This window comes from Micromonospora sp. B11E3 (assembly GCF_039871625.1).
In the GTDB taxonomy this organism is placed as follows: Bacteria; Actinomycetota; Actinomycetes; order Mycobacteriales; family Micromonosporaceae; genus Micromonospora.
The window spans coordinates 60,249-79,615 of the sequence record NZ_JBDPMC010000009.1 but is presented as its reverse complement, the minus strand read 5'-3'; the positions used below and the strand labels follow the sequence as shown (position 1 = coordinate 79,615).

The window sequence follows — 19,367 nt, the reverse complement described above, 5'->3', positions numbered from 1 at the left end:
GGTTTCAGCGCAGGACGCCGGGCGCGCCGGTACCGCCGCCCGCACCCCAGATGTCCTCGTCCTCCTCCAGCCAGGTGTTACGCGAAAGCTCGTCCTCCTCGGCGTACCCGGCGCCGCCGTGACCCCCGGCGCCGCCCCGGCCGGCCATCGCGGCGCCCGGCCGGCCGGCGGCCCCGGCCGCTGCCTTGCCACCGGCGCCCCGGCCGGCCGCCCCGCCGGGCGCCATCATGCCGCCCATGCCGGGACGGGCACCGCCGAGCTTGCCACCCGCGCCTCCCCGGCCACCGGCGCCGGCGCCCATGCCGCCGCCGAGCATCGGGGGCAGGCCGGGGCTGACCGCCTTGCCGAGACCGGGAGGAAGCGAGCCGCCCGACCCGCCGCCGGACAGGCCCGGGCCGCTACCCAGACCGGGACCCGAACCGAGGCCGGTCGTGCTGGGCGGGGTGGCGCCGGCCAGGCCGGTGCCGTACCCGTCGGAGTCGGATCCTGGGTAGTCGTAGCCGCCGGGGCCGGGGATGTCGTCCCGGCCCGGGTAGTCGGTGGAGGGGATGTCGGGGCGATCGCCCGGCCCGGGGCCGGTCGGAAGGTCAGGCACCTTGCCGGTGTTGACCGACGGATCGCCGCCGAGGCCACCGCCCCCACCGCCGCCGCCGAGCGACGGCGGCTTGATGTTGCCGCCCCCGCCACCGCCGCCGGTCTCCAGCTCGGGAATCTCCGGCTTGGTGTTGCTGCGGCCGGTCGGGCTCACGTTGCCCGGAGCCTCCATGCTCCGCTGCTTGAAGTTGTTGTTGACCTCGTTGTAGATCTCCCGGGCCTCGCCCTCCTTGTCGGAGAACCAGCCGGTGACCCAGTCGCTGAGCTTGCCGATCTGCTCGGCCGGCCAACTGCCCAGCAGGTCCGCCTTGACCTTGGTCTCGAAGAGGCCGACCCCGAGGGTGAGCTCGCCGTTGCGCGCGGCCAGCACGTCGCCGACGCAGGCGGCCGGGATCGGCATCTTGCTCTGCGCCTCCTGCAGCTGGGTGGCGGCGGTCTCCAGCGTGGTCACGATGCTGACCCGGCCCCGGCCCGGCTTGTCGACGTCGTCGATGATCGTGCCGGCGCTCTTGGCGAGCCCCTCGATGTGCGTCTTGAACGACTCGTACGCCGGGCCCTTCCAGGCCACGCCGAGGTCCTTGACGTTCGTCTCCAGGCTCTCCTTGACCTGACCCAGGTTCTTGATCAGTTCCTTCCAGCCCAGCGCAGCGCTCTGCACCTTGTCCGGACGGCCCTCGACGAGCACCTCACGGGCCATGTCCTCCCAGCTCTTGTCGCCCACGTCCCGCTCCCCCGATCTAGCTGTCGCCGCCGCTGGCGGCGTCGTTGAAAGCCTGCTGCATCTGCTGGGCGGTCATCTTGTTGGCGCCCTCGGCGGTCTCGTAGTTCCGCTTGACCGTGCGCAACGCCTCGGCGGCCGTGTAGAGGTTGTCGGAGAGGGTGCGCAGCCCGTTCTCCGTGCCCGTGTACACCTGCTGGTGCTGCTGGGCGAGCTGCGTGGCGTACTGGAAGCCGCCGAGCGCCCCCTTGCCGGCGGCGGCCTGGTCACCGCCGAGCTGCTCCTTGATGTCCGCCATGTCGTACGACAGCCGGTGCAGGTAGCTCGCGTGGGTCTCCAGCCAGGTGATGGCCGAGTCGAGGCTGCCGGCGTTCCACTCCGTCTCGACGCCCTTCTCGCCGCTCCCGGCGACCAGCCCGCTCGGCGTCTGGGCCTGCTCCGTGCCGGTCTTGTCGAAGCTGATTCCCCGGATGTTCCCCATTCCGGGGTACATCGGGTTGACCGGCATCGGAACGTTGAACCGGACGTCCACCCGGTCCGGGTCGTTGTGCTCGTCAGTCATGGTGCCCTCCCCTGGCCCCGTGTCTCAGGTCTCGGTGTCAACGCGGCTGTGGATCCGCCGGGGGCGCCCCGGCGGGATGGCCGCCCGGCGTCGACCCGGGCGGGGGCGGCGCGCCGGGAACGCCCGGCGGCGGTCCCACCGGCCCGCGCGGCGGCGGCCCCTGCCACCCGGGCGGCCCGTACGGCTGCGCGCCCTGCGGCCCGTACGGCTGCGGGGCCTGCGGATTCCCCGGGCCGTACGGCTGCGGGGTCTGTTGACCTCCCGGGCCGTACGGGTGCGGGGGCGCCGGCTGCGCGGCCGGGCGCGGCGGGTACGGATGCGGGCCGGGACCGTGCCCCGGCGGTGGCCCGAACCCCGGGTGCGCAACGCCGGGCGGGGGCGGCGGGCCGCCGGCCGAGGCCGCCGCGGCGCGGCGGCGGACCGCCCGGCGGTTCGCCACGACCAGCACCACGGCCACCGCGCCGATCAGGAGCACCGCGAGCAGGCAGAATCCGAGCTGGAGCCCGGCGTTGTCGGCCAGGCCGAAGGAGATGGCCGGACCGTCGTCGCCGTTGTCGTCCCCCGCGGCCGGCTTCGTGGTCGGCGACGCGCCGGTCAACAGCGGATTGCCGTCGACCTGGGGCACCGAGCGGGTGAGCGCGGCCAGCACGTCCACCGCCCCGAAGCCGTACTCCGGGTCGCGGCCGCGCGCGCCCCGGTCCTCGGCGGTGCGGATCAGCCGGTTCACCACGTTGGCGGCGTTCAGCTTCGGGTGGCGCGCGCGCACCAGCGCGGCGACCCCGGAAACGATGGCGGTGGCCTGGCTGGTGCCGTCGGAGACGCCGTAGCCGTTGGGCGAGACCGGCGGCGGCACCGGCGCGATGACCTGCTCGCCGGGAGCGGTCAGCCCCACCTCCGGGCCGGTCACCGAGCCGCTCCAGAGCGAGCCGCCCTTCCCGGTGGCGCCCACCGCGAGGACGCCCGGGATGTTGGCCGGCACGGGCACGGCCCGGTCGACCCGGCGGTTACCGGCGGCGGCCACCACCACGGCGCCCTTGTCGAGCGCGTACCGCACGGCCTCGGTGATCTTCGGATCGCTGCCCGGGGCGCCGACGGAAAGGTTGATCACGTCCGCGCCGGCGTCGACCGCGTAGCGCAGGGCGCTCGGCAGATCCCGGCCCGGCCCCTCGGGGCCGAGGGCGACCGGCAGGATCTTCGCCTCCGGGGCGATGCCCAGCTCCCGCATGGCGCCGCCGCCCCGCCCGGCGATGATGCCCGCCATCGCGGTGCCGTGCCCGATCTCGGAATCCGGGTCGCTCCGGCCGTCGCGCGCGACGTCGGGCGAGAACGCGCGCCCCGGCAGCACCTGGCCCTTGAGGTCGGGGTGCGCGGCGTGCACGCCTCCGTCGACCACGGCGACGGTGACGCCCCGGCCCCTGGTGAGCTTGTGCGCCTCCGGAATGCGCAGCGCGTCGAGATACCACTGGAGGCCGCGTACGGTGTCGGCGGCCCGCGCCGGTTCGGGCGCGGCCAGCGGACCGGTGCCGGCGGCGGCGACCAGCGCCAGCACGGCGGCGGCGGACCGCAGCAACGGCCGGCGGTGCTTGCCCGTACGCATCGCTTCCCCCCGAGACTCGACCCCGTCACGCAGAACGGCTCCGGTCCGGTGAGAGCCGGACCGGAGCCGCGCCGGCGATTTTCTCAGTTGCCCCAGACCTTGGAGTTGCTCATCTCGGTGGTGACGTAGTTCTCGCGGGCGATGCCGACCGCGCCACCGATCTCGTTCAGGACCTTGTTGATGTCCCGAACGGCCGCGTCCCACTGGGCCTGGTGCTGCTCGTAGGCGGCCCGGTCCTGGCCGTCCCACTGGAGCTTCGTCAGCATGGACCGCAGCGTGTCGAGCTTCTCGTCGATGGTCCGCGAGATGGCCTGCATCTGCTGGTTGCTGCTCTCGAGGACCGCGTAGTCAACCTTGATCGTCACGATTTCCTCCTCTGCGCCTGGCTGCCGGTCACGGGTTCAGAGCAGCGTGGAACTTGTCCAGCATCTGCTGCTGCTCTTCGTCGTTGACCTGGTGGGTCGTACCGGACTTGTCCAGCAGGTCGGCGATGTTGTCCATCGCCGTCAGCAGCTTCGCGGTGTCCTCGTTCCAGCGCAGCATGAGCTGCTGGAACCCCGTGGACGCCGAGCCCTTCCAGGCCATGGCCAGGTCGTCAACGACGTTCCACAGCTTCTTCAGCTCGCCGTCGACGTCGCTGCGCGTGGACCGCACGTCATTCGCCGCGGTATGCAGAGTCGATGCTTCGACCTCGAACGCCATGCTTCACACCCTTCCGTCATCGTTGTGGCGGCGGCACCGCCGCGCCCCTCCCCCGCGGCAAGGCAACCAACCCCACCGACGGACACTCCGGAAGAGACGGTAACCGACCGGGTCTAACCGGCGCAGCCCTCCCCCGGCATTCCCTGCCAACTCTCCACTGTGGCCCCACAGCCGGTGAGGGGCCTGTCACGCCTGGTCCGACCAGGCGGTCTGAATCAGTTGCTGACCGTCGCGGCGGCGCACCAGCGTGCCCCGGCCCGGCGGCTGCGGGCTCGGCCGCAGCGTGCCGAAGACGGGGCCCTCCTCCCGGCTGCCGGACATCAGCAGCCCGGGCGAGTCCAGCTCGCGCAGGCGTTGCAGCACCGGCTCGTAGAGTGCCCGCGCGACGCCGCCGACCCGCCGGGTGATGATCAGGTGCAGGCCGATGTCACGGGCCTGCGGCAGCAGCTCGTGCAGCGCGCTGAGCGGGTTGTTGCCGCCCGAGGCGACCAGGTCGTAGTCGTCGACCAGGATGTACAGGTCCGGCCCCTTCCACCAGCTCCGGTCGCGCAGCTGGGCGGTGGTGACGTCGGGCCCGGGCAGCCGGTTCTGCAGGGCGCTGCGGATGGAGCCGAGCCCCTGGGCGAACACCTGGTTGGACGGGGCGTAGTCGAGCAGGTGCTCGCCCTCCACCGCGCCCAGCAGGCCGCGCCGGTAGTCGGCGATGACCAGCCGGGCCTGCGCCGGGGTGTACCGCTCGACGATGCCCCTGGCGACGACCCGCAGCAGGTTCGTCTTGCCGCACTCGGCGTCGCCGAACACGGTCAGGTGCGGCTCGTTGGCCAGGTCCAGGTAGACCGGGGCGAGCGCCGACTCGTTGACGCCGATCGGCAGGCCGGGCACCGACCGGTCGGCGACCCGGACCAGCTCGTGCAGCGGCAGCTTGCGTGGCAGCAGCCGTACCTTGGGGGCCGGCCGGCCCCGCCACGCCCGGGCCACATGCGTGGCCAGGGCGACCGACGCCTCGGTCAGGTCCTCGACCCCACGACTGCCGTCGATGCGGGAGACCGCCGCCAGGAAGTGCAGCTTGTCGCGGGTCAGGCCGCGGCCCGGGGTCTTCTCGGGCACGTTCTGCGCGGTCCGGCGGTCGATCTCCGACTCGGCCGGGTCGCCGAGCCGCAGCTCCAGCTTGGTGCCGAGCAGGTCCCGCATGTTGATCCGGATCTCCGCCCAGCGCACCGCCGTGATCACCACGTGCACGCCGAAGCCCAGCCCCCGGGCGGCGAGGTTGGTGACGGTCTGTTCCAGCTCCTCGTACTCCTGGCGCAGCGTGTTCCAGCCGTCCACCACGAGGAAGACGTCGCCGAACGGGTCGTCGGCGAACTCGCCGGCCGCCCGCCGCCGGCGGTACGCGGCCACCGAGTCGATCCCGTGCTGGGCGAACCGCTGCTCCCGCTCCTCGATGACGGCGACGACCTCGGCCACCGTACGGCGGACCGCCTCCGTGTCCCGCCGCCCGGCCACGCCGGAGACGTGCGGCAGCCCCTCCAGGCTCCGCAGCGCGCCACCGCCGAAGTCCAGGCAGAAGAACTGCACCTCACGCGGGGTGTGGGTGAGCGCCAGCGAGGCGAGCAACGAGCGCAGCATCGTGCTCTTGCCGCTCAGCGAGCTGCCGACGATGACCACGTTGCCGCCCGCGCCGTCCAGCTCCACCATCATCGGGTCGCGCCGCTGCTCGTACGGGCGGTCGACGACGCCCACCGGGACGGTGAGCCGGCCGCGCCCCTGCCAGCCGTCGGTGGTCAGGCCGTGGTTGGGGTCGACCTTCAGCGGAGCGAGCAGGTCGAGCAGGCTCGGCGGCTCGGACAGCGGCGGCAGCCACACCTGGTGGGCCGGTTTGCCGCGGCCCTTGAGCCGGTCGATCAGCACGTCGAGCATCGCCACGGCCTTGCCGTCGACGGGCTGCTCCGGCTCGGCCACCGGCTCCACCGGCAGCTCCGGGGCACGCATCGGCACGAACTCGGTGCCGTAGTGCACGATCCGGCGCTGCACCAGCGCCTGGGACGACTTCGCCTGCTGGCCCGGCGTCCGGTACGGCCCCGACACGTACGCCGCCCGGAACCGCAGCATGGTGGCGGTGTCGGTCTTCAGGTACCCGTGGCCGGGCGCGCTGGGCAGCTCGTACGCGTCCGGCACGCCGAGCACGATCCGGCTCTCCACCGCCGAGAAGGTGCGCAGACCGATCCGGTACGACAGGTGGGTGTCGAGGCCGCGCAGCTTGCCCTCCTCCAGCCGCTGGCTGGCCAGGAGCAGGTGCACGCCGAGCGACCGGCCCAGCCGGCCGATCATCACGAACAGGTCGATGAAGTCCGGCTTCGCCGCGAGCAGCTCACTGAACTCGTCGCAGATGATGAGCAGGCTCGGCATCGGCTCCAACCGCTCGCCGGCGGCCCGCGCCTTCTCGTAGTCGTACCGGGAGACGTAGTTGCCGGCCGCCCGCAGCACCTCCTGCCGGCGGTTCATCTCGCCGGCCAGCGCGTCGCGCATCCGGTCGACCAGCGGCAGCTCGTCGGACAGGTTGGTGATCACCGCGCTGGTGTGCGGCAGGGCGTCCAGCGAGGCGAAGGTGGCACCGCCCTTGAAGTCGACGAGGACGAAGTTCAGCTCCTCCGACGAGTGCGTCACCGCGAGCGCGGCCACCACCGTACGCAGCAGCTCGCTCTTGCCGGAGCCGGTCGCGCCGATCACCAGGCCGTGCGGGCCCATGCCCTCGTGCGCGGACTCCTTGAAGTCCAGTTCCACCACGTTGCCGTCGGGCCCCAGGCCGAGCGGGATGCGCAGCCGGTCCCGCTGGCTGCGCGGCCGCCACGTCTGCTGCACGTCCACCGTGGCGGCGTCGCCGACGCCGAGCAGGTCCGGCAGCTCCATGCTGCGGGCCAGCGGCTCGTCGGTGGCGGCCTGCTGCTGCGACAGCCGGTAGGGGGCGATCTGCCGGGCCAGCCCCTCGGCCGCCGCCGCGCTGAGCCCGTCCGGCGTGCCCAGGCGGGACGAGGACGCGCCGCGGACGAGGTCGAGCGAACTGCCGTCGCCGGCGTCCAGACAGAGCAGCCAGCGCCCGGCGTCCCGGGACACGGTGCCGGAGAGGTCGACGACCGTGGTGCCGAGCAGGCTCGGACCGTTCAGGTGGCAGGTCGCGGCGACCTCGCCGCCGTCGATCAGCACCACCAGGTGCGGCGCGGTGGTCAGCGGCTTGGCCTCCGGGGCGAACCGGGGCCGGCCGGCGAGCTCGTCGGCGAGGGCCTCCTCGGCCTCGGCGAGGGTGGCGAAGACGAGCCGGCGGGGGCCCGCCGCGTCGGTGCTGCCCGGGTGCTGGGCGTGCGGGAGCCACTTCACCCAGTCCCAGACCGGCTGCCGGTCCGGCGCGGCGACCACCGCGACGATCAGGTCGTCCGGGGCGTGGAACGTGACCAGCTGGCCGAGCACCGCCCGGGTCAGGTCGAGCACCGGCTCCCGGTCGCCGCGCAGCACCACCCGGGAGAACGCCCGCACCGACAGCGCGGTGGGCAGGTCCGGCACGGTGGAGTGGGCGCGGACGAACCGGCGCAGCGCGATCGCGCTCATCGGCTCCAGGTCCTCGACCGGCTTCGTCTCCGGGGGCACGATCTCCACCGCCAGCCGCTGCGGGCCGATCGCGATGCGGGCCTCGCCGAAGTCGTCCTCGGTGATCCGCCGCTCCCACAGCCGGCGCGACGCGGCGATCGACCAGAGCGCGTCCGGCTCCGGGTGCCGCCAGGTCATCGCGGCCCGCTGCTGCTCCGCCGCCCGCCGGGTGCGCTTGCGCATCTGCGCGAGGTAGCGCATGTAGTCGCGGCGCTCGGCGTTCAGCTCGGCCTTGCTGTCGCCACTGCCGTGACTCAACGAGCCGATCGCCATGCCGAGCATCGAGACGCCGAAGAGGCCGCCCGCGACGTACGTCATCATGCCGCCGCCCCGGCCGGCGTAGAGGAACGCCATCGCGCCCACGCCGCAGACCATCGGCAGGATCATCAGCAGCTGCCCCATGCCCCGGGGGGTCTGCTCGGGCAGCTCCGGCGGGGACTCCAGCAGTACCTCGCCGCGCGGCAGGGCGGGCCCCGGTTGGCGCGGAAGCCGGCGGAACACGACGGTGCTCACGGCTGTCTCCTCCCCCAGAAGCGGCCCGGACGCCGACCGGCGCGGCGCGGCGTGCGACCGGGGTGGCACGACGACGCTGTTCGACGCGGCGAGCTCCGCGGTGCTGCCCGCCCGAGCGCGGGCCGTCGGGTGGGCATCGTACGCGGACGTCATCCTAGGTAATCTCCCGTGGGCGTCGTGGACCCCACGGGGGATGGTGCCGTCCGGCGGATGGATCGTAGGCGAGCGCGAGGAGGCCATCAGTGGCGACGAAGACGGCGACGGGTGGTCTGAGCCGGATCACCATCGTGGCCCCCCGGACCCGGATGGACCTCGCCCTGCCATCGGACGTCCCGCTGGCCGACCTGCTGCCGACCCTGCTGCGGTACGCCGGCGAGGACCTCGCCGACGAGGGGGTACGGCACGGCGGCTGGAGCCTGTCCCGGCTCGGCGGGCAGCCGCTCGACGGCGGCCGTACCGCCGCGCAGCTGGGCGTCCGCGACGGCGAGGTGCTGTACTTCAACCCCCGCTCGGCGGCGGCCCCGGAGATCGTCTTCGACGACGTGGTCGACGCCGTGGCGACGGCCACCAACCAGCGGCCGGGCGCCTGGCAGGTGGGCACGACGCGGTCCTTCGCGGTGTTGTTCGCGGCGGCGGCGCTGGGGGCCGGCGCGCTGGCGGCGCTGTTCGCCGGCCCGCCGCAGCTGCCCGGGGCGGTCGCCGCCCTGCTGGTGGCGCTCGCCCTGGTGGTCAGCGCCGCCGTGCTGTCCCGCGCGGCCGGCGACAGCCGCACGGGTTCCGTGCTCGCCCTGGCCGGCCTCGGGTACGCCGGGGTCGGCGGCCTGCTGGTGCTGGCGGGGGACCGGACGCTGACCGAGCTGGGCGGCCCGCACCTGCTCCTGGCCGCGACCGCGGTGGTGGTGTTCGGGGCGGTGTCGGTGCTCGCCGTCGGGGACCGGGTCCCGCTGTTCTTCGGCGCGACGGCGGTCGCCGGTGCGGTCGGCCTCGGCGCGGCGGTCACCCTGGCGTTCGGGGTGGGCGCGCCGGCCGGCGCGGCGGTGGTGGCCACCGTGGCGTTCGCCACCGTGCCGGCCCTGCCGATGGCGGCCTACCGGCTGGCCCGGCTCCCCGTACCGTCGATCCCCACCGGCCCGGACGACCTGAAGAACGACACCGAGAGCGTCGACGGCCGCCGGGTGCTGCGGCTGAGCGAGCGGGCCGACGGGTTCCTCACCGGTCTGCTCTGGGCCGTGGCGCTGCTGGTGCTCGGCGGCGAGGTGATCCTCGCCCTGGACGCCCGGCTGCCGGCCGTGCTGCTCTGCCTGGTGCTGGCCCTGCTGTCGCTGCTGCGCGCCCGCCCGTTCCTCGGCCGCGCCCTGCGGGTACCCGTGCTGTTCGCCGGCACCCTCGGGCTGGGCCTGGCGGCGGCGGCCGCCTTCGCCGGCGCCTCGACCGCGGTGAAGCTCGGGCTGGTGCTCGGGGGCCTGGTGCTGGCCGCCGTGGTCAGCCTGGTCTACGGGCTGACCGTGGCCGGCAAGCCGATCTCGCCGGTCTGGGGCCGGCTGCTGGACATCGTCGAGATCCTGCTGATCATCGCCCTGGTCCCGCTCGCCGTCTGGGTCTGCGGTCTGTACGGCTGGATCGTCAACCTCCGCCCCTGACCTGACCCCACCCGCCCCGGGTGGGGTCAGTCGGCGGGGAGGTCGGCCAGCCGGAGGGCGACCGGGGCGGTGGCGTACACGCCGGGGCCGTGCTCGCCGTCCAGCGGGCGGGTCGGCACGCCGCCGCGCCGGGCCACGTCCCGCACCACCTTGACCAGCGCCTCGATGTGGTCGGCCGGGGCCGCCACGCGCAGCAGCGGGGCCGGCCGGGCGCCGGGGCGCACCACGGCGGCGAGGGTGTGCGAGGGGGCGGAGGTCGCGGTGACGGCGTCCACCAGGGCGCCCCAGGGCACCCCGGGCCGGGCCCGCAGGGCCAGGCAGCGCTGCGTCCAGCCGCCGCCGCGCAGCCCCGTCCAGGTCTCCGCCTGCGGCGCGGACGCGAGGTCCACGCCGGACGCCGAGACGACGGCGGCGCGCAGCTCGTCCCGGCCGAGGACGCGGTGGCTCAGGCCGGCCGCGTTGAGCGCCTTGCCGAGCCGGCCCACGGCAGTCGCCACCGTCCTGTGCACGCCGAGCATCCCGCCGCCCCGGGTCACCGCCTCGGTCCGGGCGTCCCGGACGGAGAGTCGTACCGCCACCCAGACGGTGCGGTGCGCGGCCGGGGGCGCGCCGGGCGCCGGGTACCAGACCAGGGTGTGCGAGACCACCTGGACGAGGGAGACCGGCGCGGCGAAGTCGGCCAGCACGGCCAGCGCCCGGTCCACCGCCGCCGCGTCGACCGAGCCCGCGGGTGCGCCGGGACGGGGGTCCAGCGCCACCGCCGCGAACCAGCCCTGGCCGTCCTGGCCGATCCCGAGCCGGGTGCCCCGCTCGGTCAGCTCGATGACGGTCAGCTCCGGCGCCAGGGCAGCCAGCCGGGGGTCGTTCGGACCGCCGTCGTGCACGGCCACGCGGGCCCGCCCCCGGCGGCGCCGCAGCCGGCGACGCAGCAGCAGGTCCTCGTACCACCAGCGGCCCCCGCAGCGGGCGAAGGCGGCGGCGACCAGCGCCACCGCCGGCACGGCCACGGCACCGACCAGCCAGGCCGGGCCGCCGAGCGCGGCGTACACGGCCACGGCGCAGAGTTCCACCACGACGAGTTGCCCGACCACGACCGGGCCGAGCCGGCCACGGCTGCGCCGGTCGGCCGCACGCACCGTACGGTCGGGCGGCGCCGACCGGGCGAGCGGACCGGCCGGGCCGGCGGCTGGGGGGCCGGGTGGCGCCTGGACCTGCGTCATCGGTGGCGTCCCTTTCTCGACTGCGGGCTTCCCTCCGGCGGCGCCGGGGCGGGCGGTGGTCCCGATCCGCGACCGGCGGCCCCTTATCGTAGGGAAGCCCGCGGCGGAGCTCCGACCTGATCGCCGCCGGACCCACCCCGCCGGAGGTAAGTCATGCGGACCCGCCGCGACCAGGTGCAGGCGTACCGCTTCGTCACCCGCCGGATCGTCTCCGCGCTGCTCTCCGGCGACCCGGAGACCACCAACCTGCCGATGCGGCGGCTCGGCCTGGCGGTCGTCGGCAGCGTGGTGGCCGCGGCCGTCGTGCTCGGCGGCGTCGGAGCGTACGGGCAGCTCACCGGCAACGCCGCCCCGCTCGAGGAGAACACCCTGGTGATCGAGCGGGAGACCGGGGCGACGTACGTCTACGCGGCGGGGCTGCTGAACCCCACCCTGAACTACACCTCGGCGCGGCTGATCCTCAACGAGGCGCAGCCGACGGTGCGGACCATGTCGCAGGCGTCGATCGCCGGCCGACCGCGCGGCCGTACGGTCGGGATCGTCGGCGCGCCGGACGCGCTGCCCGACCGCAAGTCGCTGGTCGAGCTGCCCTGGTCGGTCTGCGACGTGCCGGACCCGGCCGACCCGCGCCGCTCCACCACCCGGGTCGCCATCGACCGGCCGCTCTCCGGCGGCACGCGGCTGGGTGAGCGCGGGGTGCTGGTGACCGTCGACGGGGAGCGGTACCTGCTCACCCGCGACGCCCGGTTGCGCATCGTCGGCGGCGACCCGGCGATCGCGGCGTTGAAGATGGCCGGCTCGCCCACGCTGAACGTCGGCGAGCAGCTGCTCAACGCGGTGCCGGCCGGGCCGATGCTGCGGGAGCCCGACATCCCCGGCGAGGGGGAGGTCAGCCGGTTCACCCTGGGCGACGGGCCGGCCCGGGTCGGCCAGGTCTTCCGCGCCGCCGGCCTGCACTACGTGCTGACCCGGGAGGGGCTGGCGCAGATCGGCGAGGTCACGGCCCTGCTGCTGCTGCGCCGCGGCGGCGAGATCACCGAGATCACGCCGGACCAGGCCGGCCGGCTGCTCGTCGAGGAGCGGTTGGATCCGGAGGGCACGCCGCAGACGCTGCCGGCGCTGCAGCCGGTCCGGGCGGGCCAGACGGTGCTCTGCGCGACGTACCGCAGGGGCACCCCCGGCGGGCCGCCCGTCACCACCGTGGAGCTCTACGACCGGCTGCCGCCCGAGCTGAACGGCCCCGCCGTGCCCGTGCGGCAGGGCACCCGGGACGCGGTCCGCACCGCCGAGCAGGTGCTGCTGCCCGGCGGCAAGGGCGTGCTGGCGCAGGCCGCCCCGGGCGCCGGTGAGAGCGGCACGGGCGCGGCGGGTGCCACGGTCTATCTGATCAGCGCCCAGGGCGTGCGCTACCCGCTCGGCGCCGGGGCGCAGAAGGCGCTCGGGTACGAGGGGGTGACCCCGCTGGCCGTGCCCGCGTCGCTGCTGGCGTTGATCCCGACCGGCCCCACCCTCGATCGGGAGGACGCCTTCGCCCACTTCGCCCCCACGACCGGTCGCGCGACGGCCGAGCCGAGCCGCACGCCGACGGAGAGCCCGGGCCGCAGCGCCTCCCCGGAGCCGAGCCGTACGTCGAGCGCCGGGCCGAGCACCACGCCGGACGACCAGGCGGGCCGGACGCCGACGGACGGGGCCAGCCGCACCCCGTCGGACGGCGGGTCGACCGAGCCGAGCCAAAGCCCCGCCACCGGCGGGTGATCACATTGGTCGGGCGTCCGCGCCTCGTCGGGTCGCCCGGGCGGGTGGGCGTCGTCTAACCTGATCCACGCCAACAGGTATCAACGAGGACTACGGGGATGCTGCCATGACCGGGCGCACGACAGTCGACGTACTGTCCCTAGAGGACTTCCAGCAGCGGTTGGCCGGTCGGCTCAGCGAGGCCGAGGCCGTGCTGAAGAAGCTCAACACCGAGCTGCAGTGCCGGCCGCCGGCGCTGGGCGCGTTCGCCGACGCGACGAGCAACGCCCGGCGTTACACCGAACTCCACCTGAGCTACGCCCAGCAGGTCAAACGGCTCCGTGACGCGGTCAAGGCCGCGCAGAGCGCGACCAGCACGATCCTGACCAACTACCGGACCACCGAGGCGCGCAACGCGGCCAACGCGGCCGACATCGCCGCCGCCCTGAGCGGCGTCGACGACGCGCTGGGCAGGCAGGAGGACCCGCGTGTCTGAGTACACGGCGCGTTACCAGCACGTCAGCCACCAGGAGCTCTACAACGGCGTGAACGCCGGCGACCCGGCCCAGATCGACGGGCTGGCCACGGGGTGGGACTCGATGAAGGGCACCCTCGACGATCTCGCCCGTGACCTGAAGGGCGACCTGGAGAAGCTGGCCAACACCTGGACGGGCGACGCCGGCCGGGAGTTCCAGCGCCGGCTGTCGCTGATCGTCGACTACTCGACCACCCTCTCGGAGGGGATGACCGACGTCCGGCAGGGTCTGACCCTGATGGCCACCCATCTGCGCACGGCGCAGAAGGAGGCCGAGAGCCCGGAGGAGACCGACGACCACGACAAGGCCGTCTCGGGCGCGGTGAAGGGCGGCGCGATGTTCGGCCTGCCCGGCGCGATCGTCGGCGGGATCATGGGGCACCAGCAGGACAAGGAGGAGCAGGAGAAGGCTCACCAGCGGATGGTGCAGGTCGTCTCCGAGCTCGCCGCCGGCTACGACCTGTCCGCGTACGGCCGGATGGTCTCCCCGCCCGACCCGCACGAGGAGCTGCCGTACCACCCCGAGACGACCCCGACCAACCCGTCCGCCGGCCCCGGGGCCACCACGCCGGGGTCCGTCGGGGGCACCAACGGCACCCCGACCGCCGGCCACAAGACGATCACCGCGCCGGACAGCCCGGCGCACGGCCCGACCGGCGGTTCGGGGCTGACCGGCGGGAGCGACGGCACCGGAGACGGCACGGTCGGCGGCGGCACCGGCGTCGACCTGGGCACCGGCACCTCCCTCGCCGGCGCGGACCCGTCGCTCGGCGGTCCGCTTCCGGTCGCGGGCGGGCCGACCACGGGCCTGGCCGGAGGCGGCACCGGCACGACCGGATCGGGGCTGCTCTTCAATACGTCCGTCGGCGCCGCGGCGGGTGGCCTGATCGCTGGTGGCACCGGCGTGCTGGCCGGGTCGGGCAGCAGCACGACCGCGCCGGCGGCGCGGCCCGCCGGTCCCGCGCCGGGTGCCGAGAACCGCGCGGCGACGGGCGTTGGCCGGGCCCAGCTCGGCAAGGCCGGCGCGGCCGGCGGCCGGGGTGGCGTGCTCGGTGGGCACGGCGGCCGCGACGAGGACGACTCCGCCGAGCGGCTGACCTGGCTGACCGAGGACGAGATGGTCTGGAGCGACGGGAACACCGCCGCCCCGCCGGTCCTCGGCGCGAGCTGAACCGCCCCTCACCCGCACGGCGCGGCATCCTCCACCTGTGGATGTGGAGGGTGCCGCGCCGTTTCGCGATCGTCCACACCGGTCGTGGCCGGGCTCACCAGGGCGACACGCCGTTGAGGCTGCGGGTCTCCCGTGACGCAGTTAGGTTGGTGGGGTGCAGTCCGTAGCGTCCGCCCGCCCCGTCCGGCCGGCGACGCTGCGCGACGCTGATCCGTCCTGGCAGGCGACGCTGCGCGACGCTGATCCGTCCTGGCAGGCGACGCTGCGCGACGCTGATCCGTCCTGGCAGGCGACGCTGCGCGACGCTGATCCGTCCTGGCAGGCGACGCTGCGCGACGCTGATCCGTCCTGGTCGGCGCGCCTGCGCCGGGCTCGGGAGCTGGGTCGCCTCGCGGTGACCGCCCTGGTCCTCGCGGTCGGCCTCGGTGCCACGACCGCGGTGCCGGCCGCCGCCTCGCCCGCCGCCGAGCCGGCCCATCCCGTCGTCGTGGCCAGCCGGGTCGACGAGCTGCGCCGCGGCCCCCGCCCCGCCGCCGAACTGCCCGCCGACGCGACGGTTCCACCGGCCCGGCCCGCCCTCCGCGCCCCGCAGCCGGCGTCCGTCGCGATGCCGCCGACCGTCGCGGCCGATCGCCCGGCCACCGGCATGACACGGGACGCCGTCGCCCGGCGTGGGCCGCCCCGGCGCTGATCCCCGGGTTCCTTCCGGCACCGTACGGCTCGCCACGAGCCGTACCGCGTCGCGATCGACGCGTACGGAGAGCCGTCCGCCCGCTGACGGCTCGGCGTCACCCGGATCCCGCACCGCACCCCATCGCCCGTCACCCGGGCCACGAACCTCAGTCCACGTCGTACCAACCGAGGTGCCCCTGATGCAGACCGCGCTCTCCACCGTCCTGCTCGATGTGCCCCAGGCCGCCGCGATCTGGCTGGCCCTCCTGGGTGTCGCCGCCGTCGCCGTGGCGGCGCTGGTCGTCCGGCCCGACCTGTTCCGCTCGGTCGCCGGCGGGCGGATCCGCGAGGCCGCCATGCCCAGCCTCCTCGAGGAGGCGGCGGAGGAACGGGAACGACGACGGTACGCCGGCGAGGTGGCGACCGCGGCCGACCGGGCGGCGACCACGGCCCGGCGGCTGCGCGACGAGTGGCTGGCCGCCCAGGAGGAGGCCGACAGCGCCTGGCAGGCGTACGAGGCCGCGGAGGCCGACGTACACCGGCTGGTCACCGCCGCCGCCCTGCCCCGGCCGAACACCGAGCGCACCCCCGCCGAGTACGCCGACCGCGAGCGCTACCTGCACCGGGCCGCGCGGGAGGCGCACGGCCGCCGGGAACTGTCCGCGGAGCAGCTCGCGGACGCCCTCGCGCACCGCAACGGCTGGGACCCGCGGCTGCACCCGGTCGAGCAGGAGCTGGTGCTGCGCCGCGCCGTCCGGGACCACCTGCGCGCCCGGCAGCGGGCGGCCCGGGAACGGGAGCAGGCCGCCTGGCGTGCCGCCGAGCGGGCCGCCGTCGCCGCGCGCAGCCTGCGCGACGAGGCGCTGGCCGCGACCACGCCGGCACCGCATGAGCAGCCGTTGCTGCCCGGGGTGACCGACGGCCGGTCCGGGGTGACCGACAGCCGGTCGCCGGCCGCCGAACGGAGCCGGGAGACGGCGGCCGTCACCCGGGAGATCCCGGCTGTCAGCCGCGGCCAGTCGACGGCGGCCCGGGGCCGCGCGGCCGTCCCCGCGTAGCCGTCGCGCGCGGCCCCGAACCCGGTGAGAGGGGAATCCTTCTCCACTGCAGGCGTTGACAAGGTCATTCCCTTCCGTCGACTAACGTGGCGGGCATGTCGCAGGAGCAGTGGATCCTCGTGGGGCTGGCCGGCGTGGTCGCGCTGGCCACGCTGGTCGGCGCCGTCCTGCTCGCCGTGCGGGTGGTACGCGCCCGCCGGCTGCTCGGCACGCTGGGCCTCGGCGGCAAGGTCGCCTTCTGGGGCGCCCTGGCGTACACGGTCTTCCCGGTGGACGTGCTGCCGGACCCGATCTACCTGGACGACATCGGCGTACTGGCGGGCGCGCTGTTCTATCTCGGGCGGCTGGCCCAGCGGCGCCGCGCCGCCGACCGGCAGCTGCCCGACGCCGACCAGCAGCCGCCCGACGCCGACCGACAGCTGCCCGGGCGGCCCGGCACACCGGCGGAGTCGCCCCGCCGCCCCGTGCCCTGATCGGACCCGTCGGGCGGTGCGTGCCCGGTTGACCGGTTCGTCGCCCACGCCACCCGCTCGCCCGGCAGGTCCGGGTCTGCCGGGTCGCCCCGTGACGAGGGTCGCCCCGGGGCCGGGATGGCCGACGCGGGGCGGGCGGTTGAAATCCCCGTACGACCGAAGCCGGGCCGCCCGCACGGGCGCGACGCCCGTCGGAACGCCGACCGGGTGTGCTCCCGGAATCCGTCAGCCGAGCGCCATTCCCGGTGCTTGCGCCTCCGCGCCGAGTCGGCAAACCCCCGAACGGAGCCTCGACATGAATCCCATCCTGCTCAAGAGCGTGCTGTCCGTCGCCGGCCTGCTGATGACCGGTGGCGCCCTGGTGGGGCCGGCCGTGGCCGCGCACGCCGCCCCCGAGACCAGGAACGCGGCCAGCGCCGAGACGACCGACCACCCGGGCGGGCACCGGGCGGGCTACGAGTACCAGGCCCAGCCGAACTACTACTACTGCGGCCCGGCCTCGACCCGTATCGCCCTGTCCGCCGAGGGCAAGATCGTGAGCCAGGACGAGCTGGCCGCGAAGCTGGGCACGACCGAGAACGGTACGGACTCGGCCTTCGACATCACGCGGGTGCTGAACGAGTACGCGCCCGGCAGGTACAAGACCACCGAGATCGGCTCGGACGTGGCCTCGAAGGAGCAGGTCGAGGGGCTGCGGGCGGACGTGCGGGCCGCCGTGGACGCGGGTAGGCCCGTGGTCGCCAACGTCCTGGGCAGCGCGGTCGACGCCGACGGCGTCGGGCACAGCTACCCGGGCCACTACCTGACCGTCGTCGAGTACAAGGACGACGGCAACACGGTGAAGATCGCCGACCCGGCCGACCCGGCCGTCCAGGAGTACTGGATGGACGTGAACGCGCTGGCCAACTGGATCGCGAGCCGCGGTTACAGCTCCTGATCCGGCCACGGGCCGCAAAGGGCCGGTCCCCGCCGGGGGCCGGCCCTCGCGTCGTCCCTCCGCGGAATGTGGCACGGTGCCCGCACGCCGTCCGCGCGGAATCTCGTCGGCGGCGCGACCGTCGCGTGGTGAATCGTTGGCGGCGCGACCGCCGCGACAAATCGTTGGCGGGCGATCGCCGCGCGGGCCAGGATCGAGCCGATGAAGATGCACGCCGATCAGGTCGAGATCACCGGCGAGGTCGTCGCCGACCTCGTCGCCGGCCAGTTCCCGCGGTGGCGCGCGCTGCCGGTCCGACCCGTCCGGTCGTACGGCACGGTGAACGCGCTCTTCCGCCTCGGCGACGAGGTCGTGCTGCGCTTCCCCCTGCGGCCCACGGACCCCGGGGCGCGGGACGAACTCCTCGCCGAACAGGAGCACGCCCGCCGGCTCGCCGGCCGGCTGCCCCTCCCGATCCCCGAGCCGCTGGCGCTCGGCGAGCCGGGCGAGGGCTACCCCGGCCACTGGGCGGCGTACCGCTGGATCCCCGGCTCGACGGCGGACGACCGGACGGTCGGCGACGAGCACCCGTTCGCCCGCGACCTCGCCGGGTTCGTCGCCGCCCTGCGCGACGTGGACACGGGAGGCCGGCGCTGGGTCGGGCAGGGCCGGGGTGGGCCGCTCGCGCCGAACGACGAGATGGTCCGGCACGCCCTCGCCGAGAGCGCCGGGCTGACCGACAGCGCCGGCGTCGCGCGGGCGTGGCGGCGCTGCCTCGACGCGCCCCCGCACGCCGGGGCCGACGTGTGGCTGCACGCCGACCTCATGCCCGGCAACCTGCTGGTCCGCGACGGCCGGCTCGCCGCCGTCATCGACCTGGGCGCGGTCTGCGTCGGCGACCCTGCCGTGGACCTCATGCCGGCCTGGAACCTGCTGTCCCCGGCCGCCCGTGAGACGTACCGGCGGGCGCTCGGCGTCGACGACGCGACCTGGGAACGCGGGCGCGGCTGGGCGATCCTCCAGGCGGCGATGGCACTGCCGTACTACGTGGACACCAATCCCGTCATGGCCGACACGGCCCGCCGCACGCTCGCCGCCGTCCTGGAGTGACGGTCTGCCTGCCGGGCACGCGCCGCCCGCGTGGGAGGGCATCCTTCTCCACTGCGGGCGTCAGGAGGGGTTCCTCCCTACTCCTCGGGCGCGATCCGCCGCTGGCTCTCCAGGTCGGAGACGACGATCGCCCCCATCGGGCAGGAGTCGGCGGCGTCCAGCACCGGCTGGGCCGGAGCCACCCGTTCGGCCAGCGGGCGGGACAGCCCGTCCACGAGCTGGAAGTGCCCGGGCGCCGCGCCGGCGCAGATTCCCGTGCCGATGCACCTGGCCGGGTCGACGTGCAGCCGCCACCCGACGCCGGTCTTCTCGCCGTCCGTGCTCACCCGAGCCTCCTCCCTCCGTCCACTCCGGCGGGCGTGCTCACCCGCACGCACGGCTCGGACGGTGAGTCATGCCCCAAATGCGGATGGTAGTCACGGAATCGATGCCGGGCCAGTGACGGGGCTGAATTTCGTGCGACGCGAGAAAAGGCGTCCGGCGGGCACCGTGGCCGGACGCGCGACTCCCGGG

17 protein-coding genes are annotated in these 19,367 nt (G+C 75.0%); 9 read left to right on the top strand and 8 right to left on the bottom strand.

All coding sequences use genetic code 11. The features are described from left to right. Positions 1–4: 4 nt before the first annotated feature. The 6 genes from ABGB16_RS07470 to eccCa form a co-directional block, all read right to left on the bottom strand. A complete protein-coding gene (locus ABGB16_RS07470; protein ID WP_347667223.1) occupies positions 5–1,315 on the bottom strand; it encodes a hypothetical protein in 1,311 nt (436 codons plus the stop codon). A 16-nt stretch (positions 1,316–1,331) separates the two neighbouring features. Beyond that, entirely contained in the window at positions 1,332–1,874 is a 543-nt protein-coding gene (locus tag ABGB16_RS07465; protein ID WP_347667222.1) for a hypothetical protein, read from the bottom strand. A 37-nt stretch (positions 1,875–1,911) separates the two neighbouring features. Next, positions 1,912–3,471, bottom strand: coding sequence for a S8 family serine peptidase (locus ABGB16_RS07460; RefSeq protein ID WP_347667221.1), 1,560 nt, complete (start codon positions 3,469–3,471; stop codon positions 1,912–1,914). Between the two features lie 83 nt (positions 3,472–3,554). After that, positions 3,555–3,836, bottom strand: coding sequence for a WXG100 family type VII secretion target (locus tag ABGB16_RS07455; protein ID WP_347667220.1), 282 nt, complete (start codon positions 3,834–3,836; stop codon positions 3,555–3,557). 28 nt (positions 3,837–3,864) lie between these two features. Further along, a complete protein-coding gene (locus tag ABGB16_RS07450; protein ID WP_347667219.1) occupies positions 3,865–4,173 on the bottom strand; it encodes a WXG100 family type VII secretion target in 309 nt (102 codons plus the stop codon). 186 nt (positions 4,174–4,359) lie between these two features. Then, complete coding sequence (gene eccCa, locus ABGB16_RS07445) at positions 4,360–8,325, bottom strand: type VII secretion protein EccCa (RefSeq protein ID WP_347667218.1); 3,966 nt, start codon at positions 8,323–8,325, stop codon at positions 4,360–4,362. Positions 8,326–8,567: 242 nt separating this feature from the next. On the opposite strand from eccCa, the gene eccD reads away from it, so the two are divergent. Beyond that, complete coding sequence (gene eccD / locus ABGB16_RS07440) at positions 8,568–9,965, top strand: type VII secretion integral membrane protein EccD (protein ID WP_347667217.1); 1,398 nt, start codon at positions 8,568–8,570, stop codon at positions 9,963–9,965. A 26-nt stretch (positions 9,966–9,991) separates the two neighbouring features. Here eccD and ABGB16_RS07435 read toward each other — a convergent pair whose 3' ends face one another. Then, a complete protein-coding gene (locus ABGB16_RS07435; RefSeq protein WP_347667216.1) occupies positions 9,992–11,185 on the bottom strand; it encodes a type VII secretion protein EccE in 1,194 nt (397 codons plus the stop codon). A 153-nt stretch (positions 11,186–11,338) separates the two neighbouring features. Between ABGB16_RS07435 and eccB the strand changes: the two genes are divergently transcribed. The 8 genes from eccB to ABGB16_RS07395 all read left to right on the top strand — a co-directional run bounded on the left by eccB (position 11,339) and on the right by ABGB16_RS07395 (position 18,854). Continuing rightward, positions 11,339–12,940 (top strand): type VII secretion protein EccB, encoded by a 1,602-nt coding sequence (gene eccB, locus ABGB16_RS07430; protein WP_347667215.1) that lies wholly within the window; start codon positions 11,339–11,341, stop codon positions 12,938–12,940. Between the two features lie 106 nt (positions 12,941–13,046). After that, positions 13,047–13,415 (top strand): hypothetical protein, encoded by a 369-nt coding sequence (locus ABGB16_RS07425; protein WP_347667213.1) that lies wholly within the window; start codon positions 13,047–13,049, stop codon positions 13,413–13,415. After that, positions 13,408–14,625: a WXG100 family type VII secretion target gene (locus ABGB16_RS07420; protein ID WP_347667212.1), complete on the top strand. Its 1,218-nt coding sequence runs from the start codon at positions 13,408–13,410 to the stop codon at positions 14,623–14,625. The genes ABGB16_RS07425 and ABGB16_RS07420 overlap by 8 nt, the downstream gene beginning before the upstream one ends. Before the next feature lie 154 nt (positions 14,626–14,779). Beyond that, entirely contained in the window at positions 14,780–15,316 is a 537-nt protein-coding gene (locus ABGB16_RS07415; protein ID WP_347667211.1) for a hypothetical protein, read from the top strand. Positions 15,317–15,497: 181 nt separating this feature from the next. Next, entirely contained in the window at positions 15,498–16,355 is an 858-nt protein-coding gene (locus ABGB16_RS07410) for a hypothetical protein (protein WP_347667210.1), read from the top strand. A gap of 95 nt (positions 16,356–16,450) precedes the next feature. Further along, complete coding sequence (locus ABGB16_RS07405) at positions 16,451–16,828, top strand: YkvA family protein (protein ID WP_347667209.1); 378 nt, start codon at positions 16,451–16,453, stop codon at positions 16,826–16,828. 295 nt (positions 16,829–17,123) lie between these two features. After that, the gene (locus ABGB16_RS07400; protein ID WP_347667208.1) at positions 17,124–17,765 is read left to right on the top strand and encodes a C39 family peptidase; all 642 of its coding nucleotides are present in this window, start codon (positions 17,124–17,126) and stop codon (positions 17,763–17,765) included. Positions 17,766–17,966: 201 nt separating this feature from the next. Further along, complete coding sequence (locus ABGB16_RS07395) at positions 17,967–18,854, top strand: aminoglycoside phosphotransferase family protein (protein ID WP_347667207.1); 888 nt, start codon at positions 17,967–17,969, stop codon at positions 18,852–18,854. A 77-nt stretch (positions 18,855–18,931) separates the two neighbouring features. Here ABGB16_RS07395 and ABGB16_RS07390 read toward each other — a convergent pair whose 3' ends face one another. Continuing rightward, entirely contained in the window at positions 18,932–19,180 is a 249-nt protein-coding gene (locus ABGB16_RS07390; protein ID WP_347667206.1) for a ferredoxin, read from the bottom strand. Between the last annotated feature and the right edge of the window lie 187 nt (positions 19,181–19,367).